This is a genomic window from Enterobacter sp. RHBSTW-00975, assembly GCF_013615235.1.
Classification (GTDB): domain Bacteria; phylum Pseudomonadota; class Gammaproteobacteria; order Enterobacterales; family Enterobacteriaceae; genus Enterobacter; species Enterobacter ludwigii.
In genome coordinates this window covers 1,941,960-1,959,498 of sequence record NZ_CP055883.1, presented here as the reverse complement: position 1 = coordinate 1,959,498, position 17,539 = coordinate 1,941,960, and the positions used below count along the sequence as shown (strand labels likewise).

At 53.9% G+C, this 17,539-nt stretch carries 17 protein-coding genes; 5 read left to right on the top strand and 12 right to left on the bottom strand.

Annotation, left to right across the window (positions count from 1 at the left end; all coding sequences use genetic code 11):
- Positions 1–25: 25 nt before the first annotated feature.
- The 3 genes from HV340_RS09465 to HV340_RS09455 are packed head-to-tail and all read right to left on the bottom strand — an operon-like array spanning position 26 to position 2,550.
- Positions 26–838 carry a MetQ/NlpA family ABC transporter substrate-binding protein gene (locus tag HV340_RS09465; RefSeq protein WP_014169750.1) on the bottom strand — a complete coding sequence of 271 codons (813 nt, stop codon included), beginning with the start codon at positions 836–838 and terminating at the stop codon, positions 26–28.
- A 28-nt stretch (positions 839–866) separates the two neighbouring features.
- Complete coding sequence (locus HV340_RS09460) at positions 867–1,535, bottom strand: methionine ABC transporter permease (RefSeq protein ID WP_181216484.1); 669 nt, start codon at positions 1,533–1,535, stop codon at positions 867–869.
- The gene (locus tag HV340_RS09455; protein WP_181216483.1) at positions 1,528–2,550 is read right to left on the bottom strand and encodes an ATP-binding cassette domain-containing protein; all 1,023 of its coding nucleotides are present in this window, start codon (positions 2,548–2,550) and stop codon (positions 1,528–1,530) included. The genes HV340_RS09460 and HV340_RS09455 overlap by 8 nt, the downstream gene beginning before the upstream one ends.
- Positions 2,551–2,949: 399 nt before the next feature.
- Between HV340_RS09455 and HV340_RS09450 the strand changes: the two genes are divergently transcribed.
- The 4 genes from HV340_RS09450 (at position 2,950) to lpp (ending at position 7,814) form a co-directional block, all read left to right on the top strand.
- Positions 2,950–4,320 (top strand): pyridoxal-phosphate dependent enzyme, encoded by a 1,371-nt coding sequence (locus HV340_RS09450; protein ID WP_014169746.1) that lies wholly within the window; start codon positions 2,950–2,952, stop codon positions 4,318–4,320.
- An 11-nt stretch (positions 4,321–4,331) separates the two neighbouring features.
- Positions 4,332–5,477 carry a PLP-dependent aspartate aminotransferase family protein gene (locus HV340_RS09445; RefSeq protein WP_181216548.1) on the top strand — a complete coding sequence of 382 codons (1,146 nt, stop codon included), beginning with the start codon at positions 4,332–4,334 and terminating at the stop codon, positions 5,475–5,477.
- 377 nt (positions 5,478–5,854) lie between these two features.
- Positions 5,855–7,267 (top strand): pyruvate kinase PykF, encoded by a 1,413-nt coding sequence (gene pykF / locus HV340_RS09440; protein WP_014169744.1) that lies wholly within the window; start codon positions 5,855–5,857, stop codon positions 7,265–7,267.
- Between the two features lie 310 nt (positions 7,268–7,577).
- On the top strand, positions 7,578–7,814 hold the full coding sequence (gene lpp, locus HV340_RS09435) for a murein lipoprotein Lpp (protein ID WP_001082307.1): 237 nt from the start codon (positions 7,578–7,580) through the stop codon (positions 7,812–7,814).
- A 60-nt stretch (positions 7,815–7,874) separates the two neighbouring features.
- On the opposite strand, the gene HV340_RS09430 is transcribed toward lpp, so the two are convergent.
- From HV340_RS09430 to HV340_RS09390, 9 genes are all read right to left on the bottom strand, one after another.
- Positions 7,875–8,888: a L,D-transpeptidase family protein gene (locus tag HV340_RS09430; protein ID WP_020884361.1), complete on the bottom strand. Its 1,014-nt coding sequence runs from the start codon at positions 8,886–8,888 to the stop codon at positions 7,875–7,877.
- 97 nt (positions 8,889–8,985) lie between these two features.
- On the bottom strand, positions 8,986–9,402 hold the full coding sequence (gene sufE, locus HV340_RS09425) for a cysteine desulfuration protein SufE (protein WP_032681178.1): 417 nt from the start codon (positions 9,400–9,402) through the stop codon (positions 8,986–8,988).
- A 14-nt stretch (positions 9,403–9,416) separates the two neighbouring features.
- A complete protein-coding gene (gene sufS / locus HV340_RS09420; protein ID WP_181216482.1) occupies positions 9,417–10,637 on the bottom strand; it encodes a cysteine desulfurase SufS in 1,221 nt (406 codons plus the stop codon).
- On the bottom strand, positions 10,634–11,905 hold the full coding sequence (gene sufD / locus HV340_RS09415) for a Fe-S cluster assembly protein SufD (protein ID WP_181216481.1): 1,272 nt from the start codon (positions 11,903–11,905) through the stop codon (positions 10,634–10,636). The genes sufS and sufD overlap by 4 nt, the downstream gene beginning before the upstream one ends.
- Positions 11,880–12,626: a Fe-S cluster assembly ATPase SufC gene (sufC, locus tag HV340_RS09410; protein ID WP_020884365.1), complete on the bottom strand. Its 747-nt coding sequence runs from the start codon at positions 12,624–12,626 to the stop codon at positions 11,880–11,882. Before sufC ends, sufD begins: the two co-directional genes overlap by 26 nt.
- A gap of 9 nt (positions 12,627–12,635) precedes the next feature.
- Positions 12,636–14,126 carry a Fe-S cluster assembly protein SufB gene (gene sufB, locus HV340_RS09405; RefSeq protein WP_020884366.1) on the bottom strand — a complete coding sequence of 497 codons (1,491 nt, stop codon included), beginning with the start codon at positions 14,124–14,126 and terminating at the stop codon, positions 12,636–12,638.
- A gap of 8 nt (positions 14,127–14,134) precedes the next feature.
- Positions 14,135–14,503, bottom strand: a complete 369-nt coding sequence (gene sufA, locus HV340_RS09400; protein ID WP_008500631.1) for a Fe-S cluster assembly scaffold SufA — start codon at positions 14,501–14,503, stop codon at positions 14,135–14,137.
- A 314-nt stretch (positions 14,504–14,817) separates the two neighbouring features.
- Positions 14,818–15,546, bottom strand: a complete 729-nt coding sequence (locus HV340_RS09395) for a MerR family transcriptional regulator (protein ID WP_020884367.1) — start codon at positions 15,544–15,546, stop codon at positions 14,818–14,820.
- A 188-nt stretch (positions 15,547–15,734) separates the two neighbouring features.
- Positions 15,735–16,955: a diguanylate phosphodiesterase gene (locus HV340_RS09390; RefSeq protein WP_014169734.1), complete on the bottom strand. Its 1,221-nt coding sequence runs from the start codon at positions 16,953–16,955 to the stop codon at positions 15,735–15,737.
- Between the two features lie 341 nt (positions 16,956–17,296).
- On the opposite strand from HV340_RS09390, the gene ycgZ reads away from it, so the two are divergent.
- Positions 17,297–17,536: a regulatory protein YcgZ gene (gene ycgZ / locus HV340_RS09385; RefSeq protein ID WP_020884368.1), complete on the top strand. Its 240-nt coding sequence runs from the start codon at positions 17,297–17,299 to the stop codon at positions 17,534–17,536.
- The last annotated feature ends 3 nt before the right edge of the window (positions 17,537–17,539 follow it).

The following is a 17,539-nucleotide window of genomic DNA, read 5'->3' as shown; positions in this document are numbered from 1 at the left end:
GGGCTTCATTCGTAAAATCAATAAATTAGTTGTTTACCGGGATCACTGCGCCTTTGTATTTGGTGCGGATCCAGTCCTGGATCGCTTTGGAGTGCAGAACGTTCACCAGCGCGACGATATCTTTCTTCTTCTCGTCACCACGATGAACGGTAATGATGTTGGCATATGGGTTATTTTCACCACTCTCTACCGCAATCGGGTCATGTACAGGATCAAGGCCCGCATCAATCGCGTAGTTGGCGTTAATCACGACCGCGTCACCTTCGTCGTTGTTGTACATCTGTGGCAGCAGAGAGGCTTCCACGTTAGGCGTAAACTGCAGTTTTTTCGGGTTTTCCACGATATCGCTGATACGCGCGGTCACTTTGTCGATGCCCGGCTTCAGTTTGATCACCCCCTCTTTTTCGAAGATAGAGAGAATACGGCCCTCTTCAGATACAGCATCACGCATGATGATTTTGCCGCCCTGCGGCAGATCTTTCAGGGATTTGTATTTTTTGGAATAGATCCCGATTGGCTCGATGTGGATCGCGCCCGCGCTGACAAAATCATAATCCTTATCACCGGCGTGATCTTTCAGCACGCTGTTCAGGTAAGGAATATGCTGGAAATAGTTAGCGTCAATATCATGACCCGCCAGCGCGGTGTTGGGCAGAATGTAGTCCTGGAAAGGTTTGATCTCCAGATCGATACCCTGCTTCGCCAGGATAGGCTTCGCCTGCTCCAGAATTTCGGCGTGCGGCGTGTTGGATGCCCCCACGGTCAGGGTATCAGCCCAGGTGGCAAAGCTCAGGGCGCTCAGGGTTGCTGCGGCGATCAGTGTCAGTGTTTTTTTCATGATGATGGTTCCTGTGTGTTATTAGAGATTATCGTTTATCTAACAGTGAGGTCAGGACGTCGCCGCAGAACTGGATAATGAAAACGATGATCAGAATGGTCACCGTCGCCACCAGCGTGACGTCGCCATGGTTGCGCTGGAATCCTTCCAGATAAGCCAGATTTCCCAAACCGCCTGCGCCAATCACCCCCGCCATGGCGCTGTAACTCACCAGCGCAATCAGCGTTACCGTAATACCTGATACCAGTGCAGGTGATGACTCCGGCAGTAAAACCCGAAACACCAGGGTGCTCAGTCGTGCGCCCATTGAGCGCGTGGCCTCAATAACCCCCTTGTCCACTTCACGCAGGGCAATTTCGACCAGGCGTGCGTAGAACGGTGCCGCACCGACAATCAGAGCCGGCAGCGCCGCGTTGGCGCCAAGAATGGTGCCGACAAGGGTTTTCGTGAACGGGATCAACAGCACAATCAGAATGATGAACGGGATAGAACGAAACACGTTCACCACAATTGAAATCACGCTGTAGACCGCGTGGTTGTGGAACAACCCGCCGCGCGCGGTTAAAAACAGCGCCAGGCCAAGGACGATCCCAAGAACAAAGGTTGCCACGCCGGAAAGGGCAGTCATGTACAGCGTTTCCAGCGTCGCCGCCCAGAGTTGCTCCCACTTCAGATGAGGAAAAAGCGTCTCAGCCATGTTTAATTACCTCGCCTTCAATATCGCTGTGCTTCAGGTCGGCGAGGATATTGCTCAGTTGTTCATCCGATGCCACGACGTGTACCCAGAGTTGCCCAAATACGCCGTGGGCCGTTTGGGTCATTTTTCCGTGCAGAATGTTAAACGGCAGGCCGTAGCGCAGAGTCAGCTCGCCCACGATCGGCTTATGGGTGCTGTGGCCCGTAAAGGTCAACCTGATGACGCTACCTTCAAGGTCAGCTGCCAGCTCCGTATTAAACGTCTCTTCCTCGGCATACTGGCTCACCTGGCGGACAAACTGCTGAGTGATAGGCTGCTGCGGACGGGTAAAGACGCTCAGCACCTCCCCCTCTTCCACCACTTTGCCGTTCTCCATCACCGCCACGCGGTCGCAAATTTTGCGCACCACGTGCATCTCGTGCGTGATCAGCACAATGGTCAGCCTGAAGCGGCGGTTAATGTCCAGCAGCAGATCGAGGATTTGATCGGTGGTCTGCGGGTCGAGGGCTGACGTGGCTTCATCGCACAGCAATACGTCGGGGTTATTGGCCAATGCACGTGCAATCCCCACACGCTGTTTTTGCCCGCCACTCAGCTGCGAGGGATAGGCGTTCTCGCGTCCCTTCAGCCCAACGAGATCGACCAGTTCAGCCACGCGGGCCTTAATGTTGGCTTTTGGCACACCGGCGATTTGCATTGAGAACGCGATATTCTCACTCACCGTGCGCGACCAAAGCAGATTGAAGTGCTGGAAGACCATGCTGATCTTCAGACGCGCCTGGCGCAGTGCTTCGCCCTTTGCGGCAGAAATGTCCTGTCCGTTGATGGTCACGTTGCCGCGAGTGGGTTTTTCCAGTCCATTCAGCAAACGAATAAGAGTACTTTTACCCGCGCCGCTGTAACCGATAATGCCGTATATCTGCCCCTGCTCTATCGTCAAATTGACGTTATCAACGGCTGTGAGTGCAACCTTCCCGTTGTCAAAAACCTTCGAAATATTGCTGAGTACAATCATTCTTATGTGTAATCCGTCCCGCGCATGGCGGTTTAGCAGTATGGATGTCCAAATGATAGTAAACAGGCGTTATCACCTTTTAAATGAACAAAAAGGAATTTGTTATAACTTGCAGGAATAAATAGCGGTTTTCGCGCCGGCAGGCATTTAGACCAATTTCAGAAATGATTATCTGGCATGTGCATATCAGCGGGTCATCACCTGATGAAAACGGTTAATTTTGCAGCATTTTTGACTGATATAGCCATCCTCACATCCAGAGCACTTTACGTCTTGCTATCCTTCCATCCAAAAACGGCATTTATATTCTTTTCTGTTCTAAAACGGAGTGAAGGATTCTTTAAGGGGTTGATTTCCCCACCCTATCATCCTGTCATGACCTCCTGAAAGGAAAACACCATGACGATTTACCACTCCGTCACCGAACTGATTGGCCACACCCCGCTTATCCAGCTGCATAAGCTTGATACCGGTCTCTGCTCGTTGTTTCTGAAGCTGGAAAACCAGAACCCGGGCGGTTCGATTAAAGACCGCGTTGCACTGTCGATGATTAACGAAGCGGAGCGCAACGGCCAGCTCCAGCCAGGCGGTACCATCATTGAGGCGACGGCGGGAAATACCGGTCTTGGCCTGGCCTTGATCGCCGCGCAGAAAGGCTATTCGCTGATCCTGGTGGTGCCAGACAAAATGAGCCGCGAGAAGATTTTCCACCTGCGGGCACTGGGGGCTCAGGTGGTACTGACCCGCTCCGATGTCAATAAGGGCCACCCTGCCTACTATCAGGATTACGCGCAACGTCTGGCGAATGAACTGCCGGGGGCCTATTACATCGATCAGTTTAATAACGAAGCCAACCCGCTGGCGCACCGCACCACCACTGCGCCTGAACTGTATGAACAGCTTGACGGTAAGATTGACGCCATCGTCGTCGGCGTGGGGTCTGGCGGGACGCTGGGTGGGCTACAGGCGTGGTTCGCTGAGCACTCACCGCAGACTGAATTTGTGCTGGCCGATCCGGCCGGTTCGGTCCTGGCCGATCAGGTAGAAACGGGACGCTATCAGGATGCGGGCTCGTGGCTGGTTGAGGGGATTGGTGAAGACTTTATTCCTCCGCTGGCACACATCGAAGGGGTGAATCGTGCCTGGCGCATCACCGATCGCGAGGCTTTCACCACCGCCCGCGAGCTGCTGAAAACGGAAGGCATCCTGGCAGGCTCCTCCAGCGGCACCCTGCTGGCGGCCGCGCTGAAATATTGCCAGGCACAGACCACCCCGAAACGGGTTGTGACCTTCGCCTGCGACAGTGGTAACAAATATCTCTCAAAGATGTTCAACGATGACTGGATGCGCCAGCAGGGTTTGATCTCCCGGCCGCAGGCTGGCGATCTCTCCGACTACATTGCCCTGCGCCACGATGAAGGCGCAACCGTCACCGCCGCGCCAGATGACACCCTCTCCACCGTACTGGCGCGGATGCGTTTGTATGATATCTCCCAGCTGCCGGTTCTGGAGAACGGTCAGGTCGTGGGCATCATTGACGAGTGGGATCTTCTGCGCCATATCGGTGGCGATGGCGACCGCTTCTCGCTTCCCGTGACCGCGGCAATGACCCGTCAGGTGGAGTTCCTCGATAAAAACGCCCCGGAAAGCGCCCTGAACGCCATTTTCGATCGCGGTCTGGTGGCGGTCATTAATGACAATGACCGCTTCCTGGGCCTGATTACGCGCAGCGATGTTCTTACCGCCTGGCGCAACCGTCTTCAGCAATAAAGGAATACATGATGAAAAATCTGGCAACCCTGAGCGTACACAGCGGTGAGTTTAACGATCGGCATGGCGCGGTCATGCCCCCGATTTACGCCACCTCCACGTTTGCGCAACCGTCACCTGGCGAGCACACCGGCTATGAATATTCGCGCAGCGGCAACCCGACCCGCCATGCGCTGGAAACCGCCATCGCCGAACTGGAAGGCGGGACCCGCGGCTATGCCTTCGCTTCCGGCCTCGCCGCCATCTCTACCGTGCTTGAACTGCTGGACAAAGACAGCCATATCGTCGCCATTGACGATGTCTACGGCGGGACCTGGCGCCTGATTGAAAACGTGCGCAAACGTAGCACCGGCCTGCAGGTGAGCTGGATCAAGCCGGACGATTTGGCCGGTCTTGAAGCCGCCATTCGGCCGGATACGCGGATGGTATGGGTTGAAACGCCAACCAATCCGTTGCTTAAACTGGCGGATCTGGCGGCTATCGCCGACATCGCCCGTCGTCATCACGTCATCAGCGTGGCCGATAATACCTTCGCATCGCCCGTCATCCATCGCCCGCTGGAAACGGGTTTCGACATCGTCGTGCACTCTGCCACCAAATACCTGAATGGTCACTCGGACGTGGTCGCCGGACTGGCAGTTGTGGGGGATAACGCCGCGCTGGCGGACAAGCTTGCCTACCTGCAGAACGCAGTCGGCGGTGTACTGGATCCGTTTAGCAGCTTCCTGACGCTACGCGGTATTCGTACGCTGTCGCTGCGGGTAGAAAAGCACAGCACCAACGCGCTGGCCATTGCGCAATGGCTGGAGCAACAGCCGCAGGTCGAAAAGGTATTTTATCCGGGGCTGGAATCACACCCGCAATATTCGCTTGCCCGCACGCAGATGGCGCTGCCGGGCGGCATGATTTCTCTGGTGGTGAAAGGCGATGCGCAACGGGCCACAGAGGTGATCCGCACACTGAAATTATTCACCCTCGCCGAAAGCCTGGGTGGCGTGGAAAGTCTGGTCAGCCAGCCTTACAGCATGACTCACGCTTCGATTCCGCTTGAGCAGCGGCTGGCCAACGGCATCGTACCGCAGCTGATTCGCCTGTCCGTGGGCATTGAAGATGCCAAAGACCTGATTGCCGACCTCAGCCAGGCGCTGAAAAACTAAGCAAAACGCGGCAGGTCACGCACCTGCCGCGATAAGATGTCATCTAACCTTAACGCCTTGATAACAATCTCATGTGGATCTGCACAGATTATTTTTGAAACGCTGTTTTCATTTTCCTTTTATCTTAAAATCAGCGTATAATGCGCGCCTAATCCCTGGTGAATGGTTTCAGCGCTTGGAATACAAAAAACAACGTACAACTACTCCTCTCCTTCGTTGGGCTGTCACTCAGGCACACTTTCTTCTGCACGCTCATTTGATGTCTCCTATCCTTAGTGCGTGTCATATACTCTTTTGCAACACAGGTTTGACTCCGCGGCGGTGCGCCCCCGGAGCGAGATTTCCATATCCTTCCCAACTTAAAGACTAAGACTGTCATGAAAAAGACGAAAATTGTTTGTACTATCGGCCCGAAAACCGAATCTGAAGAGATGCTGAGCAAAATGCTGGACGCCGGCATGAACGTTATGCGTCTGAACTTCTCCCACGGTGACTATGCTGAACACGGTCAGCGTATCCAGAACTTGCGCAACGTGATGAGCAAGACCGGTAAAAAAGCAGCCATCCTGCTGGATACCAAAGGTCCAGAAATCCGCACCATCAAACTGGAAGGCGGTAACGACGTCTCTCTGAAAGCGGGCCAGACCTTCACCTTCACCACTGACAAGACTGTTGTCGGTAACAACGAAATCGTTGCGGTCACCTATGAAGGTTTCACCAGCGACCTGTCCGTTGGCAACACCGTGCTGGTAGACGATGGTCTGATCGGCATGGAAGTGACCGCCATCGAAGGTAACAAGGTTATCTGTAAAGTGCTGAACAACGGCGACCTGGGTGAAAACAAAGGCGTTAACCTGCCAGGCGTTTCCATCGCGCTGCCAGCCCTGGCTGAAAAAGACAAACAAGACCTGATCTTCGGTTGCGAGCAAGGCGTCGACTTCGTTGCGGCATCCTTCATCCGTAAACGTTCCGACGTGGTTGAAATCCGTGAGCACCTGAAAGCGCACGGCGGCGAGAAGATCCAGATCATCTCCAAAATCGAAAACCAGGAAGGCCTGAACAACTTCGACGAAATCCTCGAAGCGTCAGACGGCATCATGGTTGCACGTGGTGACCTGGGTGTTGAAATCCCGGTTGAAGAAGTTATCTTCGCGCAGAAGATGATGATCGAGAAGTGTGTTCGCGCGCGTAAAGTGGTTATCACCGCAACGCAGATGCTGGACTCCATGATCAAAAACCCACGCCCAACCCGCGCAGAAGCTGGCGACGTGGCTAACGCCATCCTCGACGGCACCGATGCAGTCATGCTGTCCGGCGAATCCGCGAAAGGTAAATACCCGCTGGAAGCCGTTGGCATCATGGCGACCATTTGCGAACGTACTGACCGCGTGATGACCAGCCGTCTGGACTTCAACAACGACAGCCGCAAACTGCGTATTACCGAAGCAGTCTGCCGCGGTGCGGTAGAAACCGCTGAGAAACTGGAAGCGCCTCTGATTGTGGTTGCCACCCAGGGCGGTAAATCTGCTCGCGCAGTCCGTAAATACTTCCCGGACGCGACGATCCTGGCGCTGACCACCAACGAAACCACTGCCCGTCAGCTGGTGCTGAGCAAAGGCGTGGTTGCGCATCTGGTGAAAGAAATCGCGTCTACTGACGATTTCTACATTCAGGGTAAAGCGCTGGCGCTGGAAAGCGGCCTGGCACAGAAAGGCGACGTTGTGGTCATGGTTTCTGGTGCGCTGGTACCAAGCGGAACCACCAACACAGCATCTGTTCACGTGCTGTAATAATTCCCGAACGAATTAATTTTCATAAAAAGCGTCCTCCGGGACGCTTTTTTTATTTCATGCATTAGCCAAAGTCATTCAAAAAGCAAATCGGGTTTCTCTATTTAATTGCGAATTATCTAAGATGAATCCGATGAAAAATGCCTTTTTTTACAGAGCTTTTTGCCAAAAAAGGGCCGATTCGATGCTTCTTTGAGCGAACGATCAAAAATAGGCGTATTCCCATCAAAAAAATATTCTCAACCTAAAAAACTTTGTGTAATACTTGTAACGCTACATGGAGATTAACTCAATCTAGAGGGTATTAATAATGAATCGTACTAAACTGGTACTGGGCGCGGTAATCCTGGGTTCTACTCTGCTGGCTGGTTGCTCCAGCAACGCTAAAATCGATCAGCTGTCTTCTGACGTTCAGACTCTGAACGCTAAAGTTGACCAGCTGAGCAACGACGTGAACGCAATGCGTTCCGACGTTCAGGCTGCTAAAGACGACGCAGCTCGCGCTAACCAGCGTCTGGACAACCAGGCAACTAAATACCGTAAGTAATAGTACCTGTTAATAAAATGGCGCACATTGTGCGCCATTTTTTTTGTCTGCGTCAAACCCCTACTGCGTCACCTTCTCACCGTCATCTTCCGCGACCGCAGCGGATGTCCGACTGTTCTGTACTGACAACACGTTCTGACGCGCTGACGCGCCGTTATCGGCCGACACGGCTACCGGGATCCCCGCGCGGCGTGACAAGGCTTTATCGATAAGCGCTTTATCACTTCCTGACTGCGAGACAAACGTCGCAAAGTCTGCGGAATGCGAAATGGGTGTCATCTGGGGGTTTTCACCCTCAACCTGCGCCAGCGGACGATGCACTTCAATATAGCGTTTACCGTCAGGCTCGACGGAGAACTTCACCGGCTCATTAATGATTTGCACCCGCGTGCCGACCCGCACCTGCTCAAACAGCGCTTTGATATCCGGCGCGTTCATGCGCATACAGCCGGAGCTGACCCGCAGGCCGACGCTGTCCGGTGCGCTGGTGCCGTGGATCAGGTATTCCCCGTGACCCACGCCTAAACGCAATGCAAAGCGTCCTAGCGGGTTATTTGGCCCGGCCGGGACCACGGGCGGTAATTTAATACCCTGCTCCAGAGAGCGCGCTCTGATGCCCGGTGTTGGGGTCCAGGTAGGATTAGGGATCTTCTGGCTGACCCGGGTGGTGGTGACCGGCGTTTCAAGTCCTAGTTGCCCAATGCCGAGAGGGAAAACCTGAACGATGTTTTCGCCCGGCGGGAAGTAGTAAAGCCGCAGCTCCGCCAGGTTCACGACAATCCCCTCACGGGGCGTGTCGGGCAACAGCATCTGCGAAGGGATCGTGATCACCGTCCCCGGCGCAGGGTTTACCGGCGCAATAGTATTATTGGCTTCAAGGATAAGCTGTGCTGCAGTATTAAACCGGCGAGCGATGGTCTGAAGTTTATTATCCCCTTCCTGTATCGTGTAGGTTTGATTTTGCCCAATCAGACGGCTGCCTGCGGGCGGCAACGGGTAATCCATCGCGCGGGCCGAATTAAGAGCACCGAGCGAACCCAGGAGTAATAGAGTTATTAGAGACGCGCGCTTCATGCTGAGATTCCTTATTCACTGGCCGGATGCCAGAAAGCTGAAAAACCAGCGAGGCGGGAACCACCTCGCGAAACAGAATGAATGCTGTTTTGTAAGTCTAGCTAAGGATTGCAGCTTTGGCGCGGATGGCGCGAATCATCGCTTCCAGCCCCTGGGAACGGGACGGGGTGAGGTGTTGGGTCAGGGCCATTTTTTCAAACCACGGGCGGACATCAAAAGCGACAATATCCTGCGCTGACATCTGGTGATAGAGAATAAATACCACCGCAATAAGCCCTTTCACAATAGCGGCATCGCTGTCGCCCTGTAATTCGATCACGCCGTCGCGCGTCTGATCCATCACAATCCAGACCTGGCTCTGACAGCCCTGAATAATATTTTCCGGGTTGTGTGCCTCTTCGCTGAGCGGTGGTAAACGCTGGCCCAGTTCAATGATATAGAGGTACTTCTCTTCCCAGTTTGCGCAACGCCCGAAGTTACGCAGTAATTTTTCTTTATCCGGCAAATCTGCCATCTTTCGCCTCTCCGTTAGCCCAGCAACTGGTGAATGCGTTTAAGCCCCGCCACCAGTCTGTCGACCTCTTCCGTTGTGTTGTACATCACCAGCGATGCGCGGCACATCGCCGGCACCTGGTAAAACGCCATCAACGGCATAGCACAGTGGTGTCCGGTACGCACGGCCACGCCGTAGTTATCGAGGAAACTGCCCACATCGTATGCATGGTGTTTACCGAGATTGAACGCAATCACCCCCTGGCGGTCCGCCGGACCATACAGGGTCAGCGCCGGTACGCTGGCAAGCTCCTGCAGCGCGTAGTGCATCAGCAGGTGTTCGTACTCCTGAATCGCGTCAAGGCCAACAGACGTGACATAGGCGATGGCCGCCCCCAGCCCGATAATCCCGCCGGTATTCGGCGTGCCAGCTTCAAAGCGCCACGGTGCGCGTGCATAGGTGGTCCCCTCTGAGAGACTGACGGTCGCGATCATCGAGCCGCCCCCTTCCCACGGTGGCATCGCCTGCAGAATATCTTCTTTCACGTACAGCACGCCAATCCCGGTCGGCCCATAGAGCTTGTGCCCGGAGAAGACGTAGAAATCGCAGTCCAGCGCCTGGACGTCGACCGCGTGGTGCATGACCGCCTGCGCACCATCAATCAGCACCTTCGCGCCAGCCTGGTGGGCTTTCTCAATAATCGCTGCCACCGGGTTCTCGGTTCCCAGCACGTTAGAAACCTGGGTCACGGCCACCAGCCGCGTACGCGCATCCAGCAACGCGTCAAGTTGCCCAAGCTGCAGGGTGCCATCAACGTTCAATGGGATCACCCTCAGTTGCGCGCCGACACGCTCACAGAGCATCTGCCACGGTACGATATTGGCATGGTGCTCCATCTGGGTGATGATGATGTTATCCCCCGCGTGGACCTGCGCGTTGCCCCAGCTGTTGGCAACAAGGTTGATCCCCTCGGTGGTACCACGCACAAACACCAGTTCCTCTGGCGAGCGTGCATTGAGGAAAGTGGCGATTTGGGTACGCACATTTTCCATACGCTGGGTCGCCTCCGCACTCAGGGTGTGGATCCCCCGGTGCACGGCGGCATAACCGTGGCGGTAGAATTCCGCTTCCGCTTCGATCACCTGATTCGGTTTCTGCGCGCTGGCCGCACTGTCCAGATACGCCAGGGGCAGACCGTTCACTTCACGGGTCAGAACCGGAAAATCTGCCCGTACTTTCTCTACGGGAAAACTCATGCTTCGCCTCCAGGCAGACGCTGCCCGATACGGGCCAACACCTGCTGTTTTAACAGGCCATCGTGCAGCGCTTCCGTCAGTTCAGCGGCAAACGCATAGATAATCATTTGCTGCGCCGCCTGCTGGTCGATACCGCGGGAGCGTAAATAGAACATCTGTTCGTCATCAATTCGCCCAACCGTCGCGCCATGGCTGCACTTCACGTCATCAGCATAGATTTCAAGCTGTGGTTTGGTGTCCACTTCCGCCAGGCGTCCCAACAGCAGGTTGTTGTTGGTCATCTGCCCGTCGGTTTTAATCGCGTGCTGCGCCACGTTAATCAGGCCGTTAAACACCGCCCGCCCTTTGTCGCTGACAATGGTTTTGTGCAGCTGGCGGCTGTTACAGTAGCCTTTGTTGTGCTCAAGCCAGGTGCGTGTATCGCACACTTGCGTTTTAACCGGCATCGCCAGGCTGTTGATGCGAAGCGTTGTATTCTCGCCGTTAAGCTGCGTGCTGGTGTTGTGGCGCAGTACCGCGCTGCCCAGCAAAAAGCTGTGGCTGTATGCCGCGGCATCTTGTCCTAGCAGCATGTCGTTATGCGCAAAGTGGTGGCTCTGCGGGTTTTCAAACGCCAGTTTGATATGGTGAAGCTGGGCATTGGCGGCAACATGCATTGTCAAACGCGCCCCGGTAAAGTGCCGGGCCTCGTTGAGGCTGACGTAATGCTCAATCACCGTGGCCTCCGCCCCTTCCGCCAGCTCAAGATGGTGGCGGTAGTGAGCAGTGTTGATCTCGTCGCCGTCTGCTCCCTGGGTGATGTGCATCAGCAGCAGCGGTTTTACCGGACGCTGGTTACGCTTAACGCGAATATGCGTCACGCTCCGCGCCAGGCTCTCGGTGAGATGCAGGAAGACCTCGGGCTGTACCGGGGCGCTCAGGTTCTGACGGTCATCGTTAATGGCAATCTCAAACCCGCTATCCTGGATGCTGTCACTCAGCTCAGGGCGGAACTGACCATCGACGAAGACCAGACGCACGGCATCCACGGTCAATGCCAGGGCATCACGCTGCGCCGGGCTGATGTCTGCCAGGCGGGTGACAAACTCGCCGTTCAGCAGGCCATCAAGCGGCGTGTATTTCCAGTTCTCCTGCTTGCGTGACGGCAAACCGAGACGCAGCATCTGCTGCAGGTGCTGTTGCGCCTGTTCCGAGCGCGTATTGCCCTGCGCTTCAAACAAACGGTGCCACTGCTGGAGCGCATTACTGCTGTTCGGTAAGCCAGCCATAACCCTGCTCCTCCAGTTGTTTAACCAGCGTGAAATCACCGGATTTCACAATACGCCCCTGGTAAAGCACATGGACGTAATCCGGCTTGATGTAATCCAGAATACGCTGGTAGTGAGTGACAATGATGAACGCGCGTTTGCCGTCGCGCAGGGAGTTCACCCCGTCGGCGACAATCTTCAGGGCATCGATATCCAGACCGGAGTCGGTTTCATCCAGAATGCACAGTTCAGGCTCAAGGACCGCCATCTGCAGAATGTCGTTACGCTTTTTCTCACCGCCTGAAAAACCGACGTTGACCGAGCGGGTCAGCAGGTCTTCCGGCATTTTCAGCAGCTTAATCTTCTCTTCCATCAGGTCCTGGAAATCAAAGCGGTCCAGCGCCTCCAGTCCGCGATATTTACGTACCGCGTTCAGCGCCGTTTGCAGAAAGAACTGGTTACTCACCCCCGGGATCTCCACCGGATACTGGAAGGCCATAAAGATACCTTCACCGGCCCGCTCTTCCACCGACATCTCCAGCAAATCTTTGCCGTTAAACTCGACCGACCCGTGGGTCACTTCGTAATCTTCGCGTCCTGCCAGCGTCGCGGAGAGCGTACTTTTCCCGGAGCCATTGGGCCCCATAATGGCGTGGACTTCACCCGGTTTGACGTCAAAATTGAGACCACGCAGGATCTCTTTGTCTTCCACACTAACCTGTAAATCTTTAATACTTAACATGTGCTTTCCTTAACCGACGCTGTGTTCAAGACTAATGGCGAGGAGTTTCTGGGCTTCAACGGCAAATTCCAGCGGCAGTTCAGAGAACACATCCTTACAGAAGCCGTTCACAATCATTGAGATGGCATCTTCCTCACTGATCCCGCGCTGCAGGCAGTAGAAGAGCTGATCTTCCCCAATACGTGACGTCGTCGCCTCGTGCTCAAGCTGGGCGGTATTGTTACGGCACTCAACGTACGGGAAGGTGTGTGCCCCGCAGTCTGCGCCTATTAACATCGAGTCACACTGGGTAAAGTTTCGGGCATTGGTGGCCGTCGGCATGATTTTGACCAGCCCACGATAGCTGTTCTGACTGTGCCCGGCGGAGATGCCTTTGGAAATAATGGTCGATCGGGTGTTTTTACCGATGTGGATCATCTTGGTACCCGTATCTGCCTGCTGATGGCCGCTGGTCAGGGCCACGGAGTAGAACTCACCGATCGAGTTATCCCCACGCAGAATACAGCTCGGGTATTTCCAGGTGATCGCAGAGCCGGTTTCCGACTGGGTCCAGGACATTTTGCTGTTTTCGCCTTCGCACAGCGCACGCTTGGTCACGAAGTTCAGAATACCGCCGGTGTTGCCATCGCCCGGGAACCAGTTCTGCACCGTGGAGTATTTCACCTCGGCATCTTTATGAATGATGACTTCAACCACCGCGGCGTGAAGCTGGTAGCTGTCACGGACCGGTGCGGAGCACCCTTCAATGTAACTGACGTAGCTGCCTTCATCGGCCACCAAAATGGTGCGTTCGAACTGACCGGTTTTTTCCGCGTTGATGCGGAAATAGGTCGACAACTCCATCGGGCAGCGAACGCCTTTTGGCACGTAGATAAAGGTGCCATCAGACGCTACCGCCGCATTAAGCGCGGCAAAAAAGTTATCGTTACTTGGCACCACGGTGCCGATGTACTTTTTCACCAGCTCAGGGTGCTCGTGAATCGCTTCGCCGAAGGAGCAGAAAATAATCCCCTGCTCTGCCAGTTTTTCACGGTAGGTTGTCGCCACTGAGACGGAGTCAAAAATGGCGTCCACCGCCACCTCTTTCCCTTCGCGAACGGGCACACCCAGCTGGTTAAACGCCTCTTCCACTTCTTTGCTCAGGAAGCTGTTGTCCGCACCGGTTTGCTGCACCGCGCCAGGCTGTGAGGCGCAGGTGTCGTCGCAACTCCCGCAGGATGGCGCAGAGTAGTAGCTGTAATCCTGATAGTTCAGCTTGTCATAATGCGCTTTCAGCCAGTGAGGTTCTTCCATTTCCAGCCAGGCCCGGAAGGCGCTCAGACGAAACTCCAGCATCCACTCAGGTTCATTGCGTTTGGCCGAGATCGCCCGGACGACATCTTCATTGATGCCTTTCGCCAGTTCATCGGTCTGCAGCTGGGTAAAGAACCCCTCTTTATAATTGAGGTGGCCGCCGCTCCAGGTGTTAACATCACTCGTTGCTTCAGTATTACGTGACATAGTACCGCCTATACCCCAAAGCTTTCGCCGCACCCACATTCGTTCTGGGCTTTCGGGTTATGAAATTTGAATAACTGGTTTAAACCTTCACGTACGTAGTCCACTTCCGTGCCGTCAATAAACGGCATGGCCTGCAGGGCGACATACAATTTTGCGCCGTCAGTTTCGAATACCAGATCATCTTTCTCGGGTTCTGTGACGGTATCGAGCACGTAACCGAATCCTGCGCAGCCGGTCTGTTTCACCCCCAGGCGCACGCCGAGGATCTCTGGCTTTTTCGCCACCAGTTCGTGAATATGTGCCGCCGCCGCTGGCGTGAGCGTTAAGCCACGCCAGGCGAAGTCGGCAGGATTGAAGGTTTCTGAATGCAGTTCCATAGGTCCACCTCATCTAATAAGCCCCAGGGCATAACACCATGTTAGTGATAACGATTATCACTTCAACCCTCTGTCAGCAGGGGCATTGGGCTAAATCGCCCTTTTTGCATACTTTTATTAAGCATAGACCCTGTCAGCGGATGCGGGCGGGATGGATTTAATTGTTCAATACTTTGAAAAATAATGGGTTATCGAATCAGAAAAGCGGAGTAAAGGGGAAAAGTAAAATATGCATCGGAAATGCCTATTTTTAAGATAGATTTTATCCAGGGGAACGACGAGCAAAAAAAAAAGGCCTTCAAGGCCTGCGGAAATTAATGATGAAAGGAGACAACAAAACCCTGTTCACGCCAGTGGTCAAGCAGTTCCTGCTGACGCGGCGTCGGCGCTTTACCGGTCCAGACGAAAATTCTTTGCCCAGGAAAAAGCTCCGGACGAGGGGAATCAATCGGGTCGGCCAGCACGTCAATATGCCACCCCTTTTGTGCCAGACGCGCAGCCTCAAGCCACAGGTGGGTCCGGTCATCGCACTCCCAGCCAATAAGCAGAGCATCTTTACCGGCTTTCTTACGTGACTCCGCCAGGCTTGCGACAGCAAACTCTATCAGCACACCGTCAAGCAGGCTCGCCATATGTCGCACCGTATTTTGATCCTGATTCATTCGCTGACGAACGGGAGAAATAATATTATCGATAAGCGCATCCATCGCGTGATCGCGGCGGAATTCGCCTATTTTGGCGCGCAGCTTTGCCGGGCTGGCATAACGCAAAACCGTCATCATCTCTTCCTGGATTGATGCCCAGTTACCCTGAGTCATCACTTCTTTGTTTTCCAGCAAGCCTTTGACTTTGCCGACCGAAACGCCGCTTTTCATCAGGCGTTTGATCTCTTCAATACGCAGGATATCTTCATCGTCAAACTGACGATGGCCCCCTTCGCTTCGCTGCGGCTTCAACAATCCATAACGGCGCTGCCAGGCACGCAGCGTAACGGGGTTGATACCGCATCGTTCGGCCACTTCGCCGATACTGTAATAGGCCATTAACTCCCTCACGCTTAGAACTTCCATACCCAACCAGACCAACCTTATCAGATTGTACAAACCATTTGTATAACTAAGGCCTCTTTTTGAGCGGGTGAAGGGTATACAAGTTCCTTCACCCGTTAATGTATTGTTGTACAAATTTTGCCGCGCGTACAGTCAAGCTTGCAGGTTTATGTACAGCTTTCTCAAAATTCAAACTTCTTCTCTGGCCACGCGATCGCCGGAATTCCCCCGTGACGCGGGCTGGCAAACAGATGCCCCTGGAACTGGGAAATGCCTGCAGACTCCAGCCACATCCACTCTTCAGGCTTCTCAACGCCGACGGCACAGAACTGGATCTCCAGCGAGGAACAGCAGGTGATAATCGCCTGAATGATGGCCTGCCGCGGGCCGCTTTTGTGCACATTCGCGACCAGATCGCGGTTAATCTTAATTCTGTCAGGCTGGAATTGCGCCAGTAACTGCAGACCGGCAAAACCGGCACCAAAGTGATCGATGGTTACGCTGATACCGGCACTTTTTAGCTGCCTGACCGAATGGGTAAACTCTTCAAAACGGGAAATCGCTTCGCTCTCGGTGAATTCCACCACAATCTGCTCCGGCACAAAGCCATTCGCGTCAATGGCCGTCAGCAGGAAATCCACGGCGCCAGGCACGTTGACCAGCGTCATGGGCAGCAGGTTAATGGATAATGTCTGATCCTGTAATCCCAGAGCGCTCGCCATGGAGAGCGCAACCTGCTTGCTTTTCAAATCAGAGGCGTACACCTCTTCACGAGGAATTTGGGCAAAATAGGTTCCGGGCGATTCACCGGTGGGCGTGCGGATCAAGGCCTCCCAGGAGACGACCTGCTGCATAAACGGATCCACGATAGGCTGGAACGCAAAGCTGCAATCCGCGCCTTTAGCCACCACCTCCGGTTGCGCCGATAAAGGCGTCTCTTCCGGGATAAAATCCCAGGCATCTGCAGGGGGCAGTTCAAAGTAGTTGGCTTTTTCCGTGGCCTCCACGAAAGTGCGGAAAAACTGCAGGGCGCGATCGCTATATGTCAGCTGATACCTGCTGGTGCCTTTGTCGAGAACCTGCTGAAGCACCTCTTCCCTGTCGAACTGACGCAAGTCAAAAAGCTCCATGCCAACCTTGCCGAAGCGTCGGGAGGGGCCGTGATCGCGCATCAGCTCCACCACGTTATGGTGGCGCGTGTCCTGGCAAATCTGCTCGTAAATGGATGAAACGTTTTCCGCAGGGCCTTCGAGCAACTGAAAAAAATGCGTGCCGTTAAACAGCAAGATCCCCGTGACATTGGATTGCCGGTTTTTACTATTTGCAGCAGCTACCATGTTTTCCAGCGCTTTCACTGGAACGTCCTCGCAGATATGACTGCGGTATATGATGGTTGTAAGCATGCTTATCCTGAAGGGGGTTAGGGGTTGGCCACAAAAACACGTCGGTAAACATCTGTTATAGCATATTAATTACGTGACAAATAATTTACATCTCAATCATTTACGGCACCTAATGCATCCGTTTCCTGCGTTGTACAACTTATCCATCACCGTGCGTATTGTACAATATATTCTGTAACGGAAATGCTTCATTTTTATGACCCAACCGCCTGATAAACATAGAATTTATAAAATATATCACAATTATTTTAAAAAATTGTACATTTTCTATGTACAGATTTTGAAATTGTGTATACCTTAAATGTAACGTTAGTGATTACATTTTTTTACAGGAGCGAAACATGCAGCAGAAGGACTATGTCGCAGATTCAGCAGCAGCGATCGCGCACTACTTCGAGAAGGCCGCGCTTCCTACCCAACAGGAGACGCTTGGTCAGGTCGTGGTTGAGATTCTTAGCGACGGGCGAAATCTGAATCGCAAATCGCTCTGTACCAAACTCTTAAGCCGCCTCGAAAAGGCCGATGGGCCTGAAGAGGAACAGCATTACCACATGCTGCTTGGTCTGCTTTTCGAACGGTAATGT